The sequence below is a fragment of the Verminephrobacter eiseniae EF01-2 genome (assembly GCF_000015565.1).
Taxonomy (GTDB): Bacteria; Pseudomonadota; Gammaproteobacteria; order Burkholderiales; family Burkholderiaceae_C; genus Acidovorax; species Acidovorax eiseniae.
Window position 1 is genome coordinate 397,881 of sequence record NC_008786.1, and the last position, 23,019, is coordinate 420,899.

The 23,019-nt window shown below is 65.3% G+C and carries 23 protein-coding genes and 1 pseudogene; 16 read left to right on the forward strand and 8 right to left on the reverse strand.

Translation table 11 applies throughout. The features are described 5' to 3' along the window. The first annotated feature begins 9 nt into the window (after positions 1-9). From VEIS_RS01745 to VEIS_RS01765, 6 genes and pseudogenes are all read left to right on the forward strand, one after another. The gene (locus VEIS_RS01745; protein WP_011808157.1) at positions 10-882 is read left to right on the forward strand and encodes a branched-chain amino acid ABC transporter permease; all 873 of its coding nucleotides are present in this window, start codon (positions 10-12) and stop codon (positions 880-882) included. Further along, a complete protein-coding gene (locus VEIS_RS01750) occupies positions 879-1,940 on the forward strand; it encodes a branched-chain amino acid ABC transporter permease (RefSeq protein WP_011808158.1) in 1,062 nt (353 codons plus the stop codon). The genes VEIS_RS01745 and VEIS_RS01750 overlap by 4 nt, the downstream gene beginning before the upstream one ends. Beyond that, the gene (locus VEIS_RS01755) at positions 1,930-2,661 is read left to right on the forward strand and encodes an ABC transporter ATP-binding protein (RefSeq protein WP_011808159.1); all 732 of its coding nucleotides are present in this window, start codon (positions 1,930-1,932) and stop codon (positions 2,659-2,661) included. Before VEIS_RS01750 ends, VEIS_RS01755 begins: the two co-directional genes overlap by 11 nt. 65 nt (positions 2,662-2,726) lie before the next feature. Further along, positions 2,727-3,158 (forward strand): annotated as a pseudogene (locus tag VEIS_RS30140) (ATP-binding cassette domain-containing protein); the annotation flags it as partial. Between the two features lie 366 nt (positions 3,159-3,524). Further along, on the forward strand, positions 3,525-5,039 hold the full coding sequence (locus tag VEIS_RS30145) for an amidase (RefSeq protein ID WP_041950414.1): 1,515 nt from the start codon (positions 3,525-3,527) through the stop codon (positions 5,037-5,039). Further along, a complete protein-coding gene (locus VEIS_RS01765) occupies positions 5,036-6,766 on the forward strand; it encodes an AMP-binding protein (RefSeq protein WP_011808161.1) in 1,731 nt (576 codons plus the stop codon). The genes VEIS_RS30145 and VEIS_RS01765 overlap by 4 nt, the downstream gene beginning before the upstream one ends. A gap of 152 nt (positions 6,767-6,918) precedes the next feature. Here the strand turns inward: VEIS_RS01765 and recA are convergent, their stop codons facing one another. Continuing rightward, the gene (gene recA / locus VEIS_RS01770) at positions 6,919-8,022 is read right to left on the reverse strand and encodes a recombinase RecA (protein WP_011808162.1); all 1,104 of its coding nucleotides are present in this window, start codon (positions 8,020-8,022) and stop codon (positions 6,919-6,921) included. A 268-nt stretch (positions 8,023-8,290) separates the two neighbouring features. Here recA and VEIS_RS01775 point away from each other — a divergent pair, with 268 nt between their 5' ends. From VEIS_RS01775 to VEIS_RS01785, 3 genes are all read left to right on the forward strand, one after another. Continuing rightward, positions 8,291-8,713 (forward strand): MarR family winged helix-turn-helix transcriptional regulator, encoded by a 423-nt coding sequence (locus VEIS_RS01775; RefSeq protein WP_232287990.1) that lies wholly within the window; start codon positions 8,291-8,293, stop codon positions 8,711-8,713. An 81-nt stretch (positions 8,714-8,794) separates the two neighbouring features. Beyond that, positions 8,795-9,475, forward strand: coding sequence for a response regulator (locus tag VEIS_RS01780; RefSeq protein ID WP_011808164.1), 681 nt, complete (start codon positions 8,795-8,797; stop codon positions 9,473-9,475). A gap of 103 nt (positions 9,476-9,578) precedes the next feature. After that, the gene (locus VEIS_RS01785; protein WP_011808165.1) at positions 9,579-11,027 is read left to right on the forward strand and encodes a sensor histidine kinase; all 1,449 of its coding nucleotides are present in this window, start codon (positions 9,579-9,581) and stop codon (positions 11,025-11,027) included. Here the strand turns inward: VEIS_RS01785 and VEIS_RS28035 are convergent. The 4 genes from VEIS_RS28035 to VEIS_RS29500 all read right to left on the reverse strand — a co-directional run bounded on the left by VEIS_RS28035 (position 11,008) and on the right by VEIS_RS29500 (position 12,984). After that, complete coding sequence (locus tag VEIS_RS28035; RefSeq protein WP_157048351.1) at positions 11,008-11,364, reverse strand: hypothetical protein; 357 nt, start codon at positions 11,362-11,364, stop codon at positions 11,008-11,010. The genes VEIS_RS01785 and VEIS_RS28035 overlap by 20 nt on opposite strands. A gap of 35 nt (positions 11,365-11,399) precedes the next feature. Next, on the reverse strand, positions 11,400-11,588 hold the full coding sequence (locus tag VEIS_RS01790) for a hypothetical protein (protein WP_041949732.1): 189 nt from the start codon (positions 11,586-11,588) through the stop codon (positions 11,400-11,402). 173 nt (positions 11,589-11,761) lie between these two features. Then, the gene (locus tag VEIS_RS01795) at positions 11,762-12,451 is read right to left on the reverse strand and encodes an ATP-dependent Clp protease proteolytic subunit (protein ID WP_011808167.1); all 690 of its coding nucleotides are present in this window, start codon (positions 12,449-12,451) and stop codon (positions 11,762-11,764) included. 182 nt (positions 12,452-12,633) lie between these two features. Continuing rightward, positions 12,634-12,984, reverse strand: a complete 351-nt coding sequence (locus tag VEIS_RS29500) for a hypothetical protein (protein WP_198137942.1) — start codon at positions 12,982-12,984, stop codon at positions 12,634-12,636. 26 nt (positions 12,985-13,010) lie between these two features. Between VEIS_RS29500 and VEIS_RS01805 the strand changes: the two genes are divergently transcribed. The 5 genes from VEIS_RS01805 to VEIS_RS01820 all read left to right on the forward strand — a co-directional run bounded on the left by VEIS_RS01805 (position 13,011) and on the right by VEIS_RS01820 (position 16,752). Next, positions 13,011-13,625: a LysE family translocator gene (locus tag VEIS_RS01805; RefSeq protein WP_041949734.1), complete on the forward strand. Its 615-nt coding sequence runs from the start codon at positions 13,011-13,013 to the stop codon at positions 13,623-13,625. Between the two features lie 174 nt (positions 13,626-13,799). After that, positions 13,800-14,942: an aminotransferase-like domain-containing protein gene (locus tag VEIS_RS01810; RefSeq protein WP_407831851.1), complete on the forward strand. Its 1,143-nt coding sequence runs from the start codon at positions 13,800-13,802 to the stop codon at positions 14,940-14,942. Positions 14,943-15,041: 99 nt separating this feature from the next. After that, entirely contained in the window at positions 15,042-15,194 is a 153-nt protein-coding gene (locus VEIS_RS25210) for a hypothetical protein (protein WP_157048352.1), read from the forward strand. Between the two features lie 66 nt (positions 15,195-15,260). Beyond that, positions 15,261-16,013: a VOC family protein gene (locus VEIS_RS01815; RefSeq protein WP_011808171.1), complete on the forward strand. Its 753-nt coding sequence runs from the start codon at positions 15,261-15,263 to the stop codon at positions 16,011-16,013. Positions 16,014-16,077: 64 nt separating this feature from the next. Further along, the gene (locus VEIS_RS01820) at positions 16,078-16,752 is read left to right on the forward strand and encodes a histidine phosphatase family protein (RefSeq protein ID WP_011808172.1); all 675 of its coding nucleotides are present in this window, start codon (positions 16,078-16,080) and stop codon (positions 16,750-16,752) included. Between the two features lie 246 nt (positions 16,753-16,998). Here VEIS_RS01820 and VEIS_RS01825 read toward each other — a convergent pair whose 3' ends face one another. Next, complete coding sequence (locus VEIS_RS01825; protein WP_011808174.1) at positions 16,999-17,757, reverse strand: alanyl-tRNA editing protein; 759 nt, start codon at positions 17,755-17,757, stop codon at positions 16,999-17,001. A gap of 54 nt (positions 17,758-17,811) precedes the next feature. Here VEIS_RS01825 and VEIS_RS01830 point away from each other — a divergent pair, with 54 nt between their 5' ends. Then, on the forward strand, positions 17,812-18,660 hold the full coding sequence (locus VEIS_RS01830) for a creatininase family protein (protein ID WP_011808175.1): 849 nt from the start codon (positions 17,812-17,814) through the stop codon (positions 18,658-18,660). On the opposite strand, the gene VEIS_RS28040 is transcribed toward VEIS_RS01830, so the two are convergent. Continuing rightward, positions 18,657-18,947 carry a hypothetical protein gene (locus tag VEIS_RS28040; RefSeq protein ID WP_157048353.1) on the reverse strand — a complete coding sequence of 97 codons (291 nt, stop codon included), beginning with the start codon at positions 18,945-18,947 and terminating at the stop codon, positions 18,657-18,659. The two genes, VEIS_RS01830 and VEIS_RS28040, sit on opposite strands and share 4 nt — an antisense overlap. A gap of 21 nt (positions 18,948-18,968) precedes the next feature. Next, entirely contained in the window at positions 18,969-19,826 is an 858-nt protein-coding gene (locus tag VEIS_RS01840; RefSeq protein WP_011808176.1) for a GNAT family N-acetyltransferase, read from the reverse strand. Positions 19,827-20,045: 219 nt separating this feature from the next. Here VEIS_RS01840 and VEIS_RS01845 point away from each other — a divergent pair, with 219 nt between their 5' ends. After that, positions 20,046-22,991 (forward strand): bifunctional diguanylate cyclase/phosphodiesterase, encoded by a 2,946-nt coding sequence (locus tag VEIS_RS01845; RefSeq protein ID WP_011808177.1) that lies wholly within the window; start codon positions 20,046-20,048, stop codon positions 22,989-22,991. Positions 22,992-23,019: the final 28 nt, after the last annotated feature.

Genomic DNA, 23,019 nt, shown 5'->3' on the forward strand with positions numbered 1-23,019 from the left:
GGCACTCCAATGAGCATCGACATTGTTTTTGTCAGCGTGTTCGATCTTGCCTATACGGTGGCGACACTGGCCTTGGTCTCGGCCGGGCTGGCCCTGATCTTTGGCTTGATGCGTGTCATCAATCTGGCGCATGGTGAATTCATCGTGCTGGGCGGCTACACCACCATCGTGGCCTTGCGCATGGGCTGCAACATCTGGCTGGCCATGCTGATCGTTGCGCCCATCGTGGTGGGCTGCTTTGGTTTTCTGGTCGAACGCCTGGTCATTCGCCACCTGTATGGCAGAACGGTGGACACCATGTTGGCGACCTGGGGCTTGTCGCTGGCGCTATCGGGGGCGCTGTCGATGATTTTTGGCACCACGACGACGGGTGTTCCCAATCCCGTTGGTTCATTGTCGATCGGGCAGTACCAGGTGGGCGGCTACAGCCTGTTCATCATCGCGGTCAGCACGCTGTTGCTCGCTTCGCTCTATTTCGTGCTGCGCTCGATGCGGGTTGGCATGATCGTGCGTGGCGCGATGCAGTCGGCCGAGATCGCTGCCGCGCTGGGCCACTCGCCGCAGCGCATTTACATGGCGACCTTCGTGGCTGGCAGCATGGTGTCGGGCCTGGCCGGCGGCGTGCTGTCGCCACTCGTTGGCCTGACGCCTTCTGCGGGTGGCCAATTCATCGCCAAGGCCTTCATCACCGTTATCGCCGGTGGCGCCTCGGTGGTGGCTGGCACGGTGTCGGCCAGCGCCCTGCTGGGCACGGTAGCCAAGGTGTTCGAACTGCTGAGCAGTCCGGTGGTCGGTGAAATGGCTTTGCTGATCTGCGCCGTCATTTTGTTGCGGGTGTTGCCCCAAGGCATCACGTCGCGCTGGTTCAAAGGTGCCGCATGACAAATCCTGATGCGCAACTCGGCCCGACGCAACGACGCTTGCAGCGCACCGTGCGTGCAGACCGCATTCCCGCCTCCTGGTGGAGCGGGTTCGCGGCGACCTTGCTCGTCCTTGCGGCGGCGCCTGTCGCCGTCAGCGAATACAACCTCACGCTGCTGCTCACCTATGCGCTGCTGGCGCTTTCATTGGCCTTCGTCTGGGGCGTCGCCGGCATTTTGTGCTTTGGACAGGCCGCCTTCTACGGCCTGGGGGCCTATACCTATGCCGTCGTGGCGATCAACATGGGGGGCTCGACGCTGGCTGTCGTGCTTGCCATCACCGTGGCGGGCTGCGCCGCGCTGGCGCTGGGCGCGATGATGTTTTACAGCCGCATGGCGGATGTCTACCTCGGCGTCATCACCCTGGTCGCCACCTTGCTGCTGTTCAAGTACGCCAACAGCACCGCCGGGCAAGCCTACGCGATTGGCACGGCGCGTCTGGGGGGCTTCAATGGCATCCCCGGTTTTCCGGTCCTCGGTGTGCCGGGGTGGCCCGATACGCTGGTCACGGGCATGGCCTTGTACTTTGTGGGCATGGTCGCATTGCTGCTGTGCTGGCTGATGTTCCGGTGGCTGGCAGTCAGGCCCTTTGGGCGACTCCTGGCCGGCATACGTGAAAACGAGTTGCGCGCCGAACTGTCCGGCCACGACGTGCGGCTTGCCAAAACCCTGGCCTTTGGCCTGGGCGGCGCGGTGGCTGGCCTGGCCGGTGTGCTCTACGCCTGTTGGGCAGAGATCGTGACGCCCGAAGTGTTTTCCTTGGGTGTTTCCGCCGAGATCATCATCTGGGTGCTGGTCGGCGGACTCGGCACACTGTGGGGCCCGATGTTCGGCGCGGTATTGCTGGGCGCATTGAAAGGTCTCCTGGGCAGCCAGCAGTGGATGGACAACGGCGTGGTCATGGGCCTGTTGCTGGTGGTCGTCGTCCTGTTCCTGCCGAGTGGCTTGCTGCCGTCGGTACTGCGCGGGGTGCAGTATTGCAGCCGCCGCGCTGCGCTGAAGGCGCGCCATGAAGCATGACACCGTGCTCGAAGCCCAGGATGTCGTGATGCGCTTTGGCGGCGTCACGGCAGTCGATGGCGCATCCATGAAACTCAAACGCAATGAATTGCGCTGCCTGATCGGTCCCAATGGGGCGGGTAAATCGACCTTCTTCAAATGCCTCAGCGGTCAACTGGTGCCGACCGAAGGCGACATCATCCTGAACGGCGAACATGTCGCAGGCCGCCTGGTGCATGAGATTGCGCGCATGGGGGTGGCGCTCAAAACCCAGGTTCCCAGTTTGATGAATGGCCTGAGCGTCCATGAAAACCTGTGGCTGGCGGCGCTGGCCCGCCACTCACGCGCCGATGCCAATGCCCAGGTGGAGCGCCTGATCGGCGAACTGGGCCTGGCAGCCCATGCGCGCAGCCTGGCCGGCGCGTTGGCGCATGGTCAACGGCAGATGGTGGAACTGGGTGTCGTGCTCGCCACCGAGCCATGGCTGGTACTGCTGGACGAGCCTGCGGGCGGCCTCACCCGTGACGAGGTGGAGCGCATGGCAGAGATCGTCAAGAACCTGGCCATGCGCGCCACGGTGGTCGTGGTCGAACATGACATGAACTTTGTGCGTGCCATCGCCGAAACCGTGACCGTGTTCCACCATGGCCGCATCCTGGCGCAGGGCAACGCCGAAACCGTTCTGTCGGATGAGCGGGTGCGCGCCGTGTACCTGGGCAAACAGCACGGAACGCCGGCATGAACGCAGCAGCACAAAAAACGGCGCCCGCCTTGCAGGTGGACGGCATCGAGGCCGGGTATGGCGCCATGCCGGTGCTGCGCGGACTCACGTTGAACGTGCAACATGGCGAGATCGTGGGCGTCTTGGGTGCCAATGGCATGGGCAAGAGTACGCTCATGAAAACCCTGGCTGGCGTATTGCCGCTGCATGCAGGCGCCATTCGGGCCGATGGCGTCTTGCTGAACCCATTGCCCATCCATGCCCGCGCGCGCCTGGGCCTGTCTTACGTGCAGCAAGGGCGTGGCATCCTGGGAGGACTGAGCGCCCGTGAAAACCTGCGCATGGCCTGGTCGCCCGGGTTGGGGGAGTCCGAAGACGCTGCGCTGGAGCGGGTTCTCGGCCTGTTTCCCCGTTTGCAGCGATTGCTCGAACGCAAAGGTGCTGCGCTTTCGGGCGGCGAACAACAATTGCTGGCACTGGCCCGCGCCTTGGTGTCCCAACCCTGGCTGTTGCTTCTGGACGAGCCCACGGAAGGCATTCAACCGAACATCATCAGCGAAATGGCGCACACCCTCGCACAGTTGCGCGCGCAGCAGGGCCTGACGATCTTGCTGACCGAGCAGAACCTGGACTTTGTGCTGGACTGCGCCGACCGGATTTTGATGCTGGAAAAAGGCGCAATCGTCAAGAGCTTCGGCGCAGCAGAGTTGAAATCGTCGCCTGCGCTGGATGGCCTGATGGGCTGGGGCGCCGCCAGATCGACGCGCACGCCCGACATCAGCGCCCCCATCGAGGCGCCTGCGGCACCGCCGGCGCAGGCACCAAGCCAGGCGCCAGCTCGGGCGCCCATCACGGCCACCACCCCGGTTCACAAGGAGAACACCATGGCACTGCGCCGTCCCAACATGGAGCAATTGCGCACGCTGACACGCAGCCTGCACATGAACCTCAGCGATGCCGAACTGGCCCAGTACCTGGAGCAAATGGAAGCCAGCTTCCAGGCCTACGACCGTGTCGACGCCTTGCCCGACTTTGTCCCCGAAGTGAAATACGCCCGCACCCCGGGCCGCCGACCCTCGGCCGACGAAAACAAGTTGAATGCCTGGTACGTCAAGACCGATATTCGCGGCGCAGAGACCGGGCCGCTCAAGGGGCGCCAAGTGGTGCTCAAAGACAACATCGCATTGGCTGGCGTACCGATGATGAACGGCGCGTCAACCCTGGAAGGCTACGTGCCAGCGTTCGACGCGACCGTGGCGCAGCGGGTGCTCGATGCCGGCGGCACCATCATCGGCAAGGCGCACTGCGAATATTTCTGCTTGTCCGGCGGCAGCCACACCAACGCCACCGGGCCGGTGCACAACCCCTGGCGCATGGGCACCATCGCTGGCGGCTCCTCATCCGGTTGCGGAGCACTGGTCGGCTCAGGCGAGGTCAGCCTGGCCATTGGCGGCGACCAGGGCGGCTCGATCCGCATTCCTTCGGCGTTTTCCGGTTGTTGCGGCATGAAGCCAACGCATGGGCTGGTTCCGTATACCGGGGCGATGCCGATCGAATCCACCATCGACCATCTGGGCCCGATCACTGGCAACGTGGCCGACAACGCCTTGCTGCTGGAAGTGCTGGCCGGCGAAGACGGTTTGGACCCGCGCCAATATTCCCCCAAGCTGGCGCAATACACCGATGCGCTGTCGATGGGTGTGGAAGGTCTGCGCATAGGCATCTTGCGCGAAGGCTTTGGCATGCCCGGCGAAACCCCGGGTCTCGGCGCCAAGGTTCGCGCTGCGGCAGATCAGTTGGCGCGCCTTGGCGCCAGAGTGCGCGAGGTCAGTGTGCCCATGCACCTGGACGGCGCCGCGATATGGACGCCCATCGCCCTGGAAGGCTTGCAAGCCCAAATGATGAATGGCAATGGCATGGGCTTCAACTGGCGCGGCCTGTACGACGTCGGCCTGATGGACCGCCACGCCGCCTGGCGCACCCGCGCAGATGCGCTTTCCCCATCGCTCAAGGTCTCCATGTTTGTTGGCGAATGGTTTATTCGCAACCATGGCGGACGATTCAACGCCAAGGCGCAGAACCTTTCCAGGCAGTTGCGTGCCACCTATGACCGCAGCTTCGATGAGGTGGACCTGCTGCTGATGCCCACCTTGCCGATGATCGCCCGGCAAATTCCCAAGCCCGGCTCGCCCATTGCCGAAATCATCGCGCGCGCCTTTGAAATGCTCGCCAATACCGCATCCTTCGATGCCACGGGACACCCCGCAATGAGCCTGCCCTGTGGTCTGCTGGATGGCTTGCCCGTGGGCGTCCAACTGGTGGGCAAGCATTGGGATGAATTCACGATCTACCGCGCCGCGGCATCACTGGAACGCGCCGCAGACTGGAGAACCCTGTGAGCCGCAACCCTTTTTCCAGCATCGAGGTGGACATATCCGCGCAACGCCCACTGCGCGGACTGTCCCATGTGCGCGGAGCCACTGTGCCAGACCTGGTGACAGAGACCATCGGCGGCTTGCTGGACCGCGCTGTCGAAACACATGGCGCTCAGCCCGCCTTTGTTTTTGTCGAGCACGGGATCCGCTGGAGTTGGCGCCAGTTTTCTGAAGCCGTAGACCGGGTGGCGGCAGGACTTCTGTGCCTGGGAGCCCAGCGCGGGGAGCGTCTCGGCATTTGGTCGCCCAATCGTCCCGAATGGGTATTGACCCAATTTGCCACGGCCCGCCTGGGGGTCATCCTGGTCAACATCAACCCCGCCTACCGCACCAGTGAACTGGAATATGCGCTGAACGAGGCAGGGGTTCACATCCTGATCAGCGCCGTCGGTCTCAAGAGCAGCGACTACCTGGGCATGCTCAGGGACCTGGCACCGGAGTTGGCAGATTGCGCGCCAGGGAAATTGCAGGCCAAGCGACTGCCAGAGTTGCGCAGCGTCGTGCAGATGGGTCGATGCGCGCAGCCCGGCATGTTCAGCTTTGAGCAATTGCAGTCGCTTGCCGGCCCGGCCCAGATCAACCGATTGAGCCTCATCGAGAGCCAGTTGGATGCACACGACGCAATCAATATCCAGTTCACCAGCGGCACCACGGGCCAACCCAAAGGCGCCACGCTGACGCACCACAATGTGGTCAACAACGCGCGCTTCGTAGCGCATGCGATGCGCCTGGGCCCGAGCGACCGCCTGTGTGTGCCGGTTCCCCTTTACCACTGCTTTGGCATGGTATTGGCCGTGCTGGCCGCCACCTCCACGGCAAGTTGCCTGGTCTTTCCCGGCGAGTCATTCGATGCCGCCGCAACCCTGGCAGCCGTTGCCACCGAGCGTTGCACTGCCCTGCATGGCGTTCCCACCATGTTCGTCGCCATGCTGGGCCTTGCGCATTTTGCGCAGTTCGACCTGAGCAGCCTGCGCACTGGCATCATGGCGGGCGCTCCGTGTCCGATCGAAACCATGCGACAAGTGCTGTCGGACATGCACATGCCCGAAGTCACGATCGCCTACGGCATGACAGAAACGTCGCCGGTGTCTTTTCAAAGCGCGGTGGATGATTCGATCGAGCAGCGCGTCGGCACGGTGGGGCGAATCATGCCCCATCTCGAAGTCAAGATCATTGGCGAAGACGGCAAAACCCGCCCCATCGGGCAAGTCGGCGAGCTTTGCACCAAGGGCTATGCCGTGATGCAAGGGTACTGGGCTGACCCGCAACGCACGCGCGAAGCCGTTATCGACGGCTGGATGCACACAGGCGACCTGGCCACCATCGACGCCTTCGGTTATTGCAGGATTGCAGGTCGCCTCAAGGACATGCTGATCCGTGGTGGCGAGAACATCTATCCACGCGAAATCGAAGAGTTCCTGTATCGCCACCCCGCCGTTTCGCAAGCGCAGGTATTCGGCATTCCGAGCGCCAAATACGGCGAAGAAGTCTGCGCATGGATTGTGCTCAAACCACAGGCACAGGCCTCGCCTGAATCCATCCGGGAGCACTGCCGTGCGCACCTGGCGCATTTCAAGGTGCCGCAACACATCAAGCTGGTTGCCAGCCTTCCAATGACCGTCACTGGAAAGGCACAAAAATACCTGATGCGCGAAGCCATGATGAAAGAATTGGGGTTGGCAACCGGCTGACCCCGCAATGGGTGTGTTGCCGGTCACCGCCGAGCGCGCCGATTGGAAAGCATGGGGGCGATCGGGCGCGTGGCCATCGACCATCACCTGCTGCCCGACCTTCGATCACGCGCACCGCCTGCTCGGCCATTGGCGATGCCGGCCGTCTCTGCTCACCCGTTCGCGGCCGCCGCCGGGGCCGGTTGCGCACCGGGCAGCACCGGGGCTGGCTGCGCGTCGGGCAGCAGCGCGATGCCCAGGCTGTGGCGCACCTTGTTTTCGATCTCGTGGGCCAGGTCGGGGTTTTCGCGCAGGAATTCGCGCGCGTTGTCGCGGCCTTGGCCGATTTTTTCGCCGTTGTAGGCGTACCAGGCGCCCGACTTTTCCACGATCTTGGCGTTCACGCCCATGTCGATGATTTCGCCCTCGCGGCTGATGCCTTCGCCAAACAGGATGTCGAACTCGGCGGTCTTGAACGGCGGGCTGACTTTGTTCTTGACCACCTTGACCTTGGTTTCGTTGCCAATGGCTTCATCGCCCTTCTTGATGGTGCCGGTGCGGCGGATGTCCAGGCGCACCGAGGCGTAGAACTTGAGCGCATTGCCGCCGGTGGTGGTTTCGGGGCTGCCGAACATCACGCCGATCTTCATGCGGATCTGGTTGATGAAGACGACCATGCAGTTGGTCTTCTTGATCGTCGCGGTGAGCTTGCGCAATGCCTGGCTCATCAGCCGCGCTTGCAGGCCCGGCAGGGCGTCGCCCATGTCGCCTTCGATCTCGGCCTTGGGCGTCAGGGCGGCCACCGAGTCCACCACGATCAGGTCGACCGCGCCGGAGCGCACCAGGCTGTCGACGATCTCCAGCGCTTGTTCGCCGGTGTCGGGCTGGCTGATCAGCAGGTCGGACAGTTGCACGCCGAGTTTTTGCGCGTATTGCACGTCCAGCGCATGCTCCGCATCGACGAAGGCGCAGGTGCCGCCCTGCTTTTGCATCTCGGCGATCACCTGCAGCGCCAGCGTGGTCTTGCCCGAGGATTCCGGGCCATAGATTTCAACCACCCGGCCACGGGGCAGTCCCCCCACGCCCAGCGCGATGTCCAGGCCCAGCGAGCCGGTGGAGACGACCTGTATGTCCTCGATCACCTCGCCTTCGCCCAGGCGCATGATCGTGCCCTTGCCGAATTGCTTTTCGATCTGGGCCAGCGCGGCCGCGAGTGCCTTGGCTTTTTCGGCATTGACCGGGAATGCGGGGTGGCTACCTTTGACTGCGACGTCCATGATGAAACTCCTTCGAATCAACCAACAAGCTGGATGCTTGAACAGTAGTCTACGCGAGAGATCGAACTCGGATGAAGCGATTTTTGGTCAGTTTGATTGACAATAAACCATGGCTGATCCCACCCCCACGGCACCTGCTGCCGCCCCTTGCGCGACACCCCCCGCCGCACCCCTCGCCGCACCATCGACCACGCCATCGACCACGCCATCGACCGCGCCACCGGCCGCACCGGACGAGCGCTGGCGACAAACCCATCTGGGCCGCCTGATGGGCAGCGCCCTGCGCCGCTTTGACGCCCGGGTGTTGCAACTGATGGCCCGCAATGTCGAGGTGCCACTGGCGCTGTCCAACCTCGCGGCGCGCGCCCAGGTGATGGCGGCCCATGTGCATATCACCCGCCACCTGGCATTGTCGGGCGACCGGCTGACCGATCTGGCCCGGCGTGCCGGCATGACCAAGCAGGCGATGGCCCCATTGGTCGATCAATGCGCGGCCTGGGGCTTGGTGACCCGCGCCGTCGATCCCCTCGATGCGCGTGCGCGCCGCGTGCAATTTACCGCTGTCGGGCTGGCCTGGCTGCAGGCCTTTCGGGATGCGGTGGCGCAGGCGGAGGCCGAGTTCCGCGAGGAGGTGGGCCAGGAGGTGGCCACGGTGGTGGCCATCGGGCTGGAGGCTTATGCCGGCGCGTGACCGGCCAAAGCGCCACCGCCTAAAATCGCGGCGCCGGGTCAGGCGGGTCAGGCCGTTGCCACTTACACCAGGAGATACCCCATGCGCATTCTCATTGTCGAAGACGATCAGGTGCTGGCCGATGGCCTGCTGCGCACGTTGCGCGCATCGGGCGCCGTGGTGGACCATGTGGCCAGCGGCAGCGAGGCCGATGCTGCGCTGCTGACCAACAATGAGTTCGACCTGCTGATCCTGGACCTGGGCCTGCCCAGGATGCACGGGCTGGAGGTGCTCAAAAAGCTGCGCGGCCGGGGCATGGCCCTGCCCGTGCTGATCCTGACCGCCGCCGACAGCGTCGACGAGCGCGTCAAGGGCCTGGATTTGGGTGCCGATGACTACATGGCCAAGCCCTTCAGCCTGCAAGAACTCGAGGCCCGCGTGCGCGCCCTGACCCGGCGCGGCATGGGCGGCACCAGCAGTGCCATCCGGCATGGCCCGCTGGTGTACGACCAGGCCGGGCGCGTGGCCACCATAGACGGCAAGATGATCGAGCTTTCGGCGCGCGAACTGGGCCTGCTGGGGGTGCTGCTGCAGCGTGTTGGCCGCCTGGTCAGCAAGGAGCAGTTGGTCGAGCGCTTGTGCGAGTGGAGCGAAGAGGTCAGCAACAACGCCATCGAGGTCTATATCCACCGCCTGCGCAAGAAGATCGAAGGTGGCCCGATCCGCATTGCCACGGTGCGGGGCCTGGGCTACTGTCTGGAGAAAATCCCGGTCAGCTATTGAAACAGTAGCTCCAATCCGATATGAATCCTGCGCTGACAGGATGTTTCGTTGACCACCATGGGGCGTCATCGACGGCCATGGATGGAATGACCCGGCGGCGGCCTTGAAGATCTTCCAGCGCGAGCAGCGCTCCCTGTTCGGCGAGATCCTCGACTGGATGCTCACGCCACTGCTGCTGTTGTGGCCCGTGAGCCTGGCGCTGACCTGGCTGGTGGCGCAGGGCCTGGCCAACAAGCCCTTCGACCGCGCCCTCGAATACAACGCCCAGGCCCTGGCCCAGTTGGTGGGCGTGGTCGGCGACAAGGCGCAGTTTCACCTGCCCCTGCCGGCCAGCGAGCTCCTGCGCGCCGACGATTCCGACACCGTCTACTACCAGGTGATCGGCCCTGGCGGCTACTTCCTGTCGGGCGAACGCGAACTGCCCGGCCCCCCTGACGACGAGTTGCCGCTGCCGGGTGAAGTGCATCTGCGCGACGCCGAAATGCGCGGCATCGATATCCGCGTGGCCCATCTGTGGGTGCGGCTGCCGCTGCCCGGCAACCCCCTGGCGCTGGTCCAGGTGGCCGAGACACGCGCCAAGCGCAGCGTGCTGGCCACCGAAATCATCAAGGGCGTGATGCTGCCGCAGTTCGTCATCCTGCCGCTGGCCGTGCTGCTGGTGTGGCTGGCGCTGGCGCGCGGCATCCAGCCGCTGCACCAGCTCGAGCAGCGCATCCGCGCGCGCAACCCGGACGACCTCTCGCCGCTGGACGAGCGCGCCGTGCCGCTGGAGGTGGCGCCGCTGGTCTTGTCCGTGAACGACCTGCTCAAGCGCCTGAACGACTCGGTGGCCACGCAAAAGCGCTTTCTGGCCGACGCCGCCCACCAGCTCAAGACGCCGCTGGCCGGTCTGCGCATGCAGGCCGATCTGGCCCAGCGCGAAGGCACCAGCACCGAGGAGATCAGGCGCTCGCTGCAACAGATCGGCCGCTCCAGCATCCGCGCCACGCACACCGTCAACCAATTGCTGGCGCTGGCCCATGCCGAAGGCAGCGGCGTGGGCATTGCGCGCCAGCCCTGCGACCTGGCCCGGCTGGTCATCGAGGTGGTGCGCGACTCGGTGCCGCGCGCACTCGACAAGCACATCGACCTGGGCTACGACGGCGCCCAGCCCGGCACGCCCGGTCTGCTGCTCGACGGCAACCCCACCCTGCTCAAGGAACTGGTGCGCAACCTGCTCGACAACGCCATCAACTACACGCCCTCCGGCCCCGACAAACCCGGCGTGGTCACGGCCCGCGTGCTGGCGGACCGCTTTGGCCAGGTGCTGCTGCTGCAAGTCGAAGACTCCGGCCCCGGCGTACCCGAGGCCGAGCGCGAACTGGTGTTCCAACCCTTTTACCGCGTGCTCGGCAGCGAGGCCGACGGCTCGGGCCTGGGGCTGTCGATCGTGCAGAAGATCGCGCGCAAGCACGGTGCCGAGGTCACGCTGGAAGACGCCCGGGCCGGCCAGCATCCGCCGGGCGCGCGCTTTGGCGTGCGCTTTACGGCGCTCAAGGTGCAGCCGGGTTGAAGAACGCCGGCCTGCCGCGCAGGCGCCCGAAAGTGCGCCAAAACGCTGCGGTCGCACAGTGGATGCGCATCAGCGTGCCGGGCGCCAGCAGATGGCCCGCGCCGGGCATGCGCTGCGGCAGCGCCTCGGCGTCCACCTGTCCACCCCCCATGTCCCACCAGCCAAACAACCCGCCGGTTCGGTCGCAAAGCGGCAGCCCGCCTCCAGCGCCCGCTTGACGTTGCGCGCCCGTGCCGCGTCGATACCACTTGTACGAACTGGCCTGAATATCCGCTTTGACGCTGTGTGCGCGTGCTGCGTCGAGCCGGCTGCACAGGCGCTCGGCATGGCGGCGCAACGGCCCCTGCCCGATGCACGGCGCCAGGGCTTTTGTCAGTCAGGCGGAAACGCGCCCAGCCCGGGCTGGTCACTGACCTTGTGGAACATCCCCCGGATCAACACCGTGGCATCGATCGGCCACAGGCTGCGGCCTGCGCTGCGCAGCATCTGCCGCCAACCGGGCGCTGCCCGGGGCCGGGTCACCCCAGCGGGCATCGGCGCCGGCCGCATGGCCGCTTTCATGCACAAAAAGCCCCGATTCTTGCGCGCCTGCACCAACGCTTGCGCGAGCAACGGGTTATGGGCGGCCGACCACGGTCGGCGGGCTGACCCCGTTTTGCTGCGCGCACCTGACCCACTTTCGCCATTCGGCACCTGTTTGCTCTTGCGCTCCTGGTCATGGGCCGTCGCTGCATTTATTTTTTCTGCGACCGGATTTCTTTCTCCGAAACGATGATCTCATGAACGAGGCCGTACTCGACGGCCTGTTCTGCGCTCATCCAGAAATCGTGTCCGGTGTCGGCCGTAATTTTTTCGAGAGTCTGGCCGGTTGCTTCGGCAAAAATCCTGTTCAACCGGGCCCTCATCACATTGGTTCTGTATTCGTGAAGTGATTTGTTAACTGGTTCCGGCGGTTTTTTTCTGTATGAAGAAGATACAAATTGCGCAAACCTTTCCCGGGCAGCCCGGTCGTCAGCCGTTTCGGTGTACGTCATCTCTCCTGCTGGGATGATTTCCTTCATGTGCAGCAGGAAGTGTGTGTTGGGCAGGGAATACCGATTCTCCTTGTCAGCCGCAACATAGATTAAAGCCCCAGCACTGGCCACCCAGCCGGAACTCACGACGATGACCTTCGGAGTGATAAACCGGATGGCGTCAAAGATCAGGTCGCCGGATTCGACATGTCCACCGGGCGAACTGATAAATACGTAGATTGGGTCATCGTTGATGGAGGCCAGAATGTGCAACTGCTGCACAGCTTCCTTGGCCATCTTGTGATCGATGGTGCCGATGATGAACACTTTGCGAGCGTTGATAGCATATTCCATCAGCTTGGCACTCATCGTGCCCGGTGGCTCTGTGCTTTCTTTTTGCTCATCGTTCATATCGTGCTCCAAAAGTAAAAGTTTTGAATTCCAGGCACGCGAATCCACAGGGCTTCAGCCGCACCTCACTGCATAATGGCAAAGAAGGGCACCATCAAACACGCATGCTGACCGACCCTGCTGCCTGATTATGCACCAGGCTACTCCTCTGCGAAGGTCTTGAAGGGTGGAATCGGCGGGAATCAACACAGCCTTCCAACACGTTCAATACCCATTGCCTGAAAGATGCGCGCCAGAGCGCAACCGAACGATCTGCCAGCCACCAGCGGCAGGACCTCGGCGCGCTGCACCGAGCGCATGGGCACTTCGGCGCTGCGCGAAATCCGCAACGCCACCGAAAAGTCCGGCATCACCCGTTTGGCCGGCGGCCGGCCCTTCCCCCGGCCCTTCCCCCGGTGCCCGGTCGGCGCGTTGGCCGCATTGGCGGCAGTGCTGGCCCATAATGGCGTCGCCACCTTGCAATACGCCGCCAGCGCAGGCTTCGCACCGCAGCGTGAGAGGGGGCGCCACAGATGGCATTGCAGACACTGCACACACCAATACCAATACCGTTTTCCCCATGAGCGCTGCTGAACTCACTGCCCTGCTGTTGCTGTGCGCCGCCATGAGCTTTTCGCCGGGGCCCAACACCACCATGTCCACTGCACTGGCCGCCAACCTGGGCCTGAAGCCGGCGCTGCGCTTTTGCCTTGCCGTTCCTGTGGGCTGGGCCTTGGTGATGCTGGGTAGCGGGCTGGGTCTGGGCGCATTGATTGCCGGGCGGCCGGCGCTGCGCTGGAGCGTGACCTTGCTGGGCGCGGCCTACATGTTCTGGCTGGCCTGCAAGCTCGGCCGCACAGGCCGGATGACCGAGTTCGACGCCCGCCGCCTGAGCCTGGGCTTTTGGCAAGGCGTGGGGCTGCAATTCGTGAACATCAAGGTCTGGATGCTGGCGTTGACGCTCAGCGCAGGCTGGGTGGTCAATGCGGCCGGCCGGCCCGCCAGCAACCCGGGAGAGCGGCTGGCCATCATCTGCGGTGTGACGATGGTGTTTGCTTTCGGCTGCAATTTCGTCTACGCCCTGCTGGGCTCCTTGCTGCGCCAGTGGCTGGCCCGGGGCGCGCGCCTGCTATGGTTCAACCGCACGCTGGCCTTGGTGCTGGTAGCCACCGCCGTCTGGATGCTGATGCTGTGAAGCCGCCATTGCCAACACCCACCGCCGCAGCACAGAATGCCAACGAGTTCCCCATCGCCTTCGCCCACCACCACGTTCAACACCCCTTACCTCAGAGCTGCAAGGAGAGCCACCGTGAAACTGAACGATCTGCCCCCCGCCATCGACTGGACCCTGGCGCGCCGCACCACGCGCATGAACCCCTCGGTCATTCGCGAAATCCTCAAGATCACCGAACGGCCCGGCATCATCAGCCTGGCCGGCGGACTGCCCTCGGCGCGGACCTTCCCGGTCAGCGCGTTTGCCGCCGCATCGGCGGCAGTGCTGGCGCGCGATGGCGCCGCTGCCTTGCAATATGCCGCCAGCGAAGGCTTTGCACCGCTGCGTGAGGCGGTTGCCGCCTTCCTGCCCTGGAAGGTGGCGCCGGAGCAAGTGCTGATCACCACCGGATCGCAGCAAGCCCTGGACCTGGTCGCCAAGGTGCTGATCGACACCGACAGCCGCGTGCTGGTCGAGACGCCCACCTACCTGGGCGCGCTGCAAGCCTTCGCGCCAATGGAGCCGCGCGTGGTCTCGGTGGCCGGCGATGACCAGGGGGTGCTGATCGACGACCTCCGGGCGCGGATGGGCACGGGCGCCGACAAGGCGCGCTTCCTGTACGTGCTGCCCAACTTCCAGAACCCCACAGGCCGCACCATGAGCGCCGCACGCCGTGCCGCGCTGGTGGCCGCCGCCGCCGAACTGCGCCTGGTGCTGGTGGAAGACAACCCTTATGGCGACCTGTGGTACGACACCCCGCCACCGGCCCCGCTGACCGCCGGCAATCCCGAAGGCTGCATCTACATCGGCTCGTTCTCCAAGGTGCTGGCCCCCGGCTTGCGCCTGGGCTACATCGTTGCGCCCGCAGCCGCCTACCCCAAGCTGCTACAGGCCAAGCAGGCCTCCGACCTGCACAGCCCCGGCTACAACCAGCGCTTGGTGGCCGAGGTGATCAGAGACGGTTTCCTGGAACGCCATGTGCCCACCATCCGCGCGCTGTACAAGCAGCAGTGCGCCGCCATGCTGGCTGCTCTCGACGAGCAAATGAAGGGGCTGTCCGTGCAGTGGAATCGCCCCGACGGCGGCATGTTCCTGTGGCTGCGCCTGCCCGAAGGCATGAGCGCCCAGGCGCTGCTGCCCAAGGCCGTGGCGCGCAACGTGGCCTTTGTGCCCGGTGCGGCTTTCTATGCCGACAACGCCGACCCGCGCACGCTGCGCCTGTCATTCGTTACCTCTACGGTCGAGCAGATTGCCACCGGCATCGCGGCGCTGGCGGGCGCCATTCGCGAGTTGGCGTGAAGCCGATGAGGCAGGTGCAGCACCTCCCGTGTCGTCTGCGGCGTCAGCCCCTCGAAAGGACGAGGCCGGCGGCATCGCCCCGTCGATGCAGCGTCCCTGGTGTCGCGTCACCGATCATCTGTCGGTCTGCGCTGGCCATCGAAGCGCATCGCGGCGTTGCCTCGCTTGCCAATACAGCTCGGTATGGGCTGCGCGATGCGCCTTGCGCTGCGCTCCGATGGCTGCGCGCAGCCTACGACATCTGATCGGTGACGCGACACTAGCGCGGGCCGTGCCCGCTGCATGGGTCGGTGACACGCAGCGCCACGGGAAACGGCGATGACGACACGCGCTTTCGCCGCCATCGAGCCACCAGAGCCACCTCCCTGCATCGACCATCTGATCGTGCTTGCAGCCGATCTGGCCTCGGGCGTGCAGTGGTGCGAGCGCCAGTTGGGCGTCACACCCGCAGCGGGCGGAGAACACCCGCTGATGGGCACGCACAACCGGCTGCTCAATATCTCAAGCCCGGCGCACCCGCGTGCCTATCTGGAACTCATAGCCATCCAACAAGGAGCGACAAAGACCATACCCGGCGGCGCAAAACGCTGGTTCGACATGGATGACAGCAGATTGCAGCGCCAGGTCGCGCAGCATGGCCCGCAGCTGATCCATTGGGTGGCGGCAGTGCCCGACATGGTGGCCCGGTGCGCGGCATTGGCCGCCCAAGGGCTGGACCGGGGCGCCATCATCAGCGCCAGCCGCGCCACGCCCGAGGGTCTGCTGCAATGGCAGGTCACGTTGCGCACGGACGGCCAGCGCCTGATGGATGGTTGCCTGCCCACCTTGATCCAGTGGGGAGCCACACATCCCTGCGCAAACCTGCCTGCCAGCGGCCTGCAATTGCACAGACTGACATTGCGGCACCCGCAGATGGCGGCCCTGCAGGCGGCATGCGCGGCCCTGGGCCTGCTGCCCCAGGTGGTGCTCGAAGCGGCGCCAGCCCCTGAACTACTGGCGCAGTTGGGCACCGCCCGTGGCCCGGTTTGCCTGACATCCCGGCCTGATATGGATGCACGGCGGGCGGTATGAGGCCGGGAGCCTGGCCTGAGCAACAGGATCGGCTTTTGGCATCGGCTTTGGCACAATCGCCCGGATGGGAATCCTCTACCTCGTGCGCCACGGCCAAGCCTCGTTGGGCGCAGCCGATTACGACCAACTCAGCCCCCGTGGGCAAGCGCAGGCGCTGCGCCTGGGCGAGTACTGGCGCGCACAGGGCCAGACCTTCGATGCCGTCATCACCGGCACATTGCGCCGCCACCGGCAGACGCTGGCCGGCATCGCCCAGGGCCTGCAGACCCGCACCCCCGAGGTGTTGCAACTGCCAGGACTGAATGAATACGACAGCCACGCACTCATTGCCGCCGTCCACCCGCAGCCCCTGGGCCCACCGGACAGCCCCGAGCGCTACCACCAGCACTTTCGCCTGCTGTGCGCAGCGCTGGCGCAGTGGATGGCCGGCACCATCAGCCCGCCGGGCATGCCCCGTTGGAGTGCGTTCTCAGCCGGCGTGCATGCGGCCCTCACCCATGTGCGCCAGCAGCATGCCGGGCAGAACGTGCTGCTGGTCAGCAGCGGCGGACCGATCTCCACCGCCGTAGGCCAGGTGCTGGGCACGCAGGCGCAGGTCACGATTGCGCTGAACATGCGCATCCGCAACAGCGCAGTGACCGAACTGTCGGTGTCGCCCAAGCGTTTGATGCTGCAAACCTTCAATACCTTGCCGCATCTCGCTGCGCCGGAGTATGCGCACTGGGTGACGCATGCCTGATTCAATTGATTGACATCGACGCCCTCATGCCCCGGCCAGGGGTGGACGGCGCGCAACATCGTCGCGACGGTAGTGATCGGCCAGCAGATTTGACCGGGTGGCCAACGACCGGGATACCCAGATCGACGAGAACACCGCCTTGCGCGAGATCGACGTGCCAGCGTGTGCCTGCTGGCACACGCCACACCGGCGGCTTGACGGGCCGGGCAATGACCATGCGCTGTCGCGCGCGACTTCCGGCCGCACTCACTGGGCAAAGCCCAACACCACCCGGCGGGTGGTAGCGCTCTTTTTTTCGATCTTGGTGACCACGATGGCGCCGATCTCGGCGGTGTTGGCCACATGCGTGCCGCCACAGGGCTGCAGGTCGATCAGCGCAGCGGATGCGCTTTGCCCGCCAATGCGGATGGTGCGGATGCGCCCCGTGCCACGGGGCGGTTGTACGCTCATGCTCTTGACCAGCGCCGGGTTTGCGTCGAGTTCCGCATCGCTGATCGAGGCCACGGTCAGCGGATGCGCGGCGGCCACCAGCGCGGCGATGCCGGTATTGAGGGCCTGCTTGTCCAGCGGGTCGGTGATGGCAAAGTCCAGCCTGGCGTAATCGGGGGTGATCGAGCAGCCGTTGACCAGATGCGGCACCAGATGGCATAGCAGGTGCGTGGTGGTGTGCAGCCGCATCATGCGGTGGCGACGCTCCCAGGCAATGCGCGCGGTGACTGCGGTGCCGGGTGTCCACTGCGCCATGCGGTCTTGCTGCCCCGGGGCCGGGATGTGCACGATGTCTGCGGTGGCATGGCCTTGGGCGTCCTTGCCTTTGCGGGTGTCGGCAATGGTGATGCTGCTGCCATCGGCCCGTAGCAGCAAGCCGCTGTCGCCGGCTTGGCCGCCACCTTGCGGATAGAACACGGTGCGGTCGAGCACGATGGCGCCGTCAGCGGTGACGGCCGTGATCTGGGCGCTGCATTCACGCAAGTAGGCATCTTGACGAAAGAGGTCTTGGGTCATGCGTTTGATGGTATCCGAGAACCATGCGCCAAGGGCTGCGACTACCATGGCGGCATGACCGCTGCCGCTTTTCATCTGCCCTCGCGTTTCTGGGCCGAGCTTTCCACGCGCGCTTTTGCACAGCTCAAGGCATCAGGCCAGGCGGCGCAGACCGTGGCGGTGCTGCCCGTGGCCGCGATCGAGCAGCATGGCCCGCATCTGCCGCTGTCGGTCGATGCGACGCTGCTGCAGGGCGTGATCGACGCGGCATTGCCGCAATTGCCTGCCGGACTGCCGGTGCTTTTTCTGCCCCCGCAAAACCTGGGGCTGAGCCCGGAGCACCTGCGTTTTTCGGGCACTTTGACGCTGTCGCCAGCCACGGTGATTGCGCTGTGGACCGAGATCGGCGAATGCGTGGCGCGTGCCGGGGTCAGGAAGTTGCTGCTGTTCAACGGCCACGGCGGCCAGGTGAGCGTGATGGACATCGTGGCGCGCGAGTTGCGCACGCGCTGCGATCTGATCGTCTATGGCGCCAGTTGGTTCAGCCTGCCGTTGCCCGATGCGGTAGCCGGGCAGTTCAGCGCGCAGGAACACCGCTTTGGCATCCACGCCGGTGAGATCGAGACCTCGATGATGCTGCACCTGTCACCCGCCACGGTGCAGATGGAGCAGGCGCGGGACTTCCGTTCGAGCGCACAGCATCGGGCCGGGCAGTACGCCATCCTGGGCAACGGCCGGACTGCCAAACTGGGCTGGCAGATGCAGGATTACCACCCGGCCGGGGCGGTGGGGAATGCGGCGGCAGCAACGGCCGAAAAGGGACGCTCTGTGGTGACGGCGGCGGCGGCGCAGTTGGTGGCCTTGCTGCAGGAGTTGCATGCGCTGCCGTTGTCCACGCTGGTCGGCGAGACCGAGGTTTTTTAGATGCTGTAGGGCGCTGGCTTGTTTTTCAGCACCCATTGCCATTGGACTTGCTGCATCTGAAGCAACTGCTGGACGTGGACGTCAGCCTGACCCACGAGAAGGTGCGTCTGCTCGACGGCATCTGCCCGGAGGCGGTCGAGATGCTGAAGGATCAGCGCTTCGCCGCCAACCTCGGCGCGGTGCTGCGCAAGATGAAGCCGACTCGTCCGATCGAGTGCGTGGAACGGATGCTGACGGCCAACGGCTTGTCTGCACAGGCCCGCCATCGAGGACAATTTTTCAGTCAAGGGTCGGGCGCGCCGCAATCATCAGCGCGCATCAGGCCCCAAAAAATGCCTGCGATAACGTGGATGCAACTGGGCCAGACGCATCAGCATGGGCAGGTCTGCGGTGTTGAAATCGGGGTCCCAGGCCGGGGCGCCCAGCACCTGTGCTCCCAGACGCAGGTAGCCCTTGATCAGGGCGGGCGGTTCTGCGGCCATCGAGCCATCGAACTGCTCCACCGGCAGCGGCAGGCGCGCCTGCACCTGGTATTCGGCCGGCGCCAGATGGGTCTGGCGCAGTCGTTGCCAGATGCTGGCCGCAGCAGCGCCGCTGACCACGCCGTTGTGGAGCATGGGGATGCTGGCGCAACCGACCATCGTATCGAGCTGGTTGCGCAGCATGAAGTCCGCCAGCGCCGTCCACAGGGCCATGATCACGGCGCCATGGCGATGCTCGGGGTGTACGCAACTGCGGCCGAGTTCGACCATGCGGGGGCGCAGCGCGTGCAGGCGCCCCAGGTCGAATTCGGTGTCGCTGTAGATGCCGCCGATCCGCCGGGCCTGCGCCGGCGTCAGCACACGGTAGGTACCGATGACTTGCTGGCTCTGGGCGTCGCGCACCAGCAGGTGCTCGCAATAGTCGTCGAACCGGTCCACATCGTGGCCGGCAAGGGTGGTGCTCAAGCGGGCGCCCATTTCGGTCGCAAAAACCCGGAACCTCAGCCGCTGCGCCTGGCGCACTTCATCCAGATGCCGGGCCCAGGCCACCCTGATGGCAGCGCGCTCTTGCCCGGGGTTGGTGGTTTTGGGCGCAAGGCCCGGGCGCTGGCCGAGGTCGCCGGCAATGGCCGGAGCAATGGCAGCGGTGACGGCGGCAGGCGATGGGTGTGACGCATTCATCATGGTGCAAGCGCTCGGTCAGGATGCGGATGGGCTCGACAGGAAGTGCAATGAGTGTCGAATGGGCCGGTGACGCGCGCATGTCGCAGGCATGTCAACGAGGTGACAGGCGGCTGCGCCGCCACTTCGTCACAGGCCGGATCATTGCGGCATTCCGGGCCGGGCCAGGGCCGTCCCCTGCGGGGTTATTGGCCGGCATAATCGATTGCAGGAAACTGCGCTGTGCCCGTATCCACCCCTTCCCTTCGCCCCCTCACGGCCTTTGTGGGGGTGTTCGCGCTGGCTGCGGCCTGCGCAGGGGTCTTGATCTGGACGTTGGAGAGCCAGGACCGCGCCGAGCAGCGCAGCCAGGCGGCCGACATGGCGGGCGACCATGTGCAGGCGCTGCAACGCGCGATAGAGCTGGCGCTGTCGGCCAATAACGCATTGGTGGCACTGGTGCGCCAGGGGCGGGGCAGCGTGCCCCAGTTCGAGGAAATCGGCACGCAGATGCTGCCGTTTTATCCCGGCATTGCCGCCATGGGACTGTCTCCGTCAGGGGTGGTGCGGCAGGTGGTGCCGCGCCAGGGCAATGAGGGTGCGATGGACTTCGACATGCTGCACGACCCGCAGCAAGGCACGGAATCGGCGCACGCGCGCGCGTCGGGCCGGCTCACGCTGGCCGGCCCCATGGAGCTTGCCCAAGGGGGGCTGGGGGTGGTGGGACGCCAGCCGGTTTATCTGGACGATGAGCAGGGGCAGCGCAGCTTTTGGGGCTTCACCTATGTCGCCATCCGGTTGCCGGATGTGCTGGCGGCTGCCAGGCTGGACCAACTCACCGCACGGGGTTATCGCTACCGCCTGTGGCGCGTCCGGCCCGACAACGGCCAGGAGCAGACCATTGCCGCCTCCGCGCCCCCTGCCGGTGCCGGCGCGATGAGCCGCTCACTGGCCTTGCCCAACGGGCAGTGGACGCTGGGCCTGACCCCGGCGCAAGGATGGGGTGCGGCGGGCGTGCTGGCGCTGCGCTGCGCCTTGGGCCTGCTGTTTGCGCTGCTGATGGCCTATCTGGCGCGCCTGCTGTTCGCGTTGAAGGCGCATGAGCGCGGGCTGGCCGACCAGGTGGCCCAGCGCATCTCGGAGATACAGGCCACGCAGCAGCAACTGCGCGCCACCATCGACGCCATTCCCGATCCGCTGTTCGAAATCGACCAGGATGGCCGCTATTGCAGCGTGCACAGCCAGCGCGCCGAGTTGTTGATGGGGCCGGCCGAGCAACTGATCGGCCGCAACGTCACCGAGGTGCTGCCCACGCTGGCAGCGCTGTCGGTGCTGGATGTGTTGCATGAAGCCCAGGCGCAGGGCTGGTCCGTGGGGCGGCAGATCATGCTGGACTTGCCGGATCTGGGACCCACCTGGTTCGAGCTGTCCGCAGCGCGCAAGCCGCAAGCCGCCGGGGCCAAGCCGCGCATCATCTTGCTGTCGCGCGACATCACCGAGCGCAAGCGCTCGCAGGAGCAGTTGCAACTGACCGCCCAGGTGTTCGATCAGAGCAGCGAAGCCATCGTGATTGCCGATGCGAGCCACCGCATCGTGCGCATCAACCGGGCGTTCAGCCGCATCACCGGGTACCAGGAATCCGAGGCCGTCGGGCAGTCGGTGCGCCTGCTGACCATGGCCGAGGCGGGCCCTGATTGCAATGCCGATGCCGTGTACGCCCGGCTGGCCCGGCAGGAGCGCTGGGAGGGCGAGAGTTGGGGGCGGCGCAAGGACGGCTCCGGCTATCCGCAGTGGCTGTCGGTCAGCAGCGTGCGCGATGGCGACGCGAACGGGCCCATCACCCATTCGATCACCTTGTTTCGCGACATCAGCTTGCAGCGCGAAGCGCAGGAGCGGATACAGCGCCTGGCGCATTTCGACCCGCTGACCGACCTGCCCAACCGCGTGCTGCTGGCCGAGCGCACCCAGCGGCAGATTGCGCAGGAGCAGGCCCGTGGCGGCCAGTTGGCGCTGCTGTTCCTGGACCTGGACCACTTCAAGAACGTCAACGACTCGCTGGGCCACCGCATTGGCGACATCCTGCTGGTGGCGGTGGCGCGGCGGCTGCAATCCCTGATCGGCCCGCAGGACACCGTCTCGCGCCTGGGCGGCGACGAGTTTTTGCTGCTGCTGCCGGCCACCTCGGCGGCCCATGCGGCCAAGGTCGCCAGCGCTTTGCTGACCGCCGTGGCCCAGCCTTTTCAGATCGACCCTTACGAGCTCAGCACCACGCTGTCGGTGGGCATTGCGATGTGTCCGGCCGATGGCGAGTCGTTCGACACGCTGTACCAGCGCGCAGATGCCGCCATGTACAGCGCCAAGCAAAGCGGGCGCAACCGCTATGGTTTCTTCACCGCCGACCTGCAAGCGCGCACCGCGCGCGCGCTGCAGATCGAAAATGCGCTGCGCCGCGCGCTGGAACGCCAGCAGTTCGAATTGCACTACCAGCCCCAGGTCTCGCTCGGCACGGGCCAGGTCGTCGGCGCCGAGGCGCTGCTGCGCTGGCACCACCCGGAGTTGGGCGTGGTCGCGCCGGCCGAGTTCATTCCGGTGGCGGAGAACAGCGGCCAGATCGTGGCGCTGGGCGAATGGGTGCTGCACACCGCCGCGCGCGATGCCAAGCGCTGGCTGGACATGCAACTGCCTTTGCGGGCGGTATCGGTGAACCTCTCGGCGGTGCAGTTTCGCCACCCGCAGTTGCCCGAGATGGTCACGCGCTGCCTGCAGCAGGCCGGGCTGCCTGCGCGCCGCCTGGAACTGGAACTGACCGAAGGCGCCGCCGTCGACGATCCGGTGGCGGCGCTGGCCATGATGGACCAACTGCACGACCGGGGCGTGCGCCTGTCGATGGACGACTTTGGCACCGGGTACTCGTCGCTCAGTTGCCTGAAACGCTTTCAGATCTACAAACTGAAGATCGACCAATCGTTCGTGCGCGATCTCGACGACGACGCCAACGACCGGGCCATCGTCAGCGCCATCATCCGCATGGCGCAGGCGCTGGGCATGCAAACCACCGCCGAAGGGGTGGAGACCGACGGCCAACTCCAATTCCTGCGCGCCCAGGGCTGCGACGAAGGCCAGGGCTACCTGTTCAGCCGCCCCCTGCCGGCCGATGCGTTCGAGGCCTATTTGCGGGCGATGAAATGACGCATCGAACCGGTGCCGTGCCGGCGCC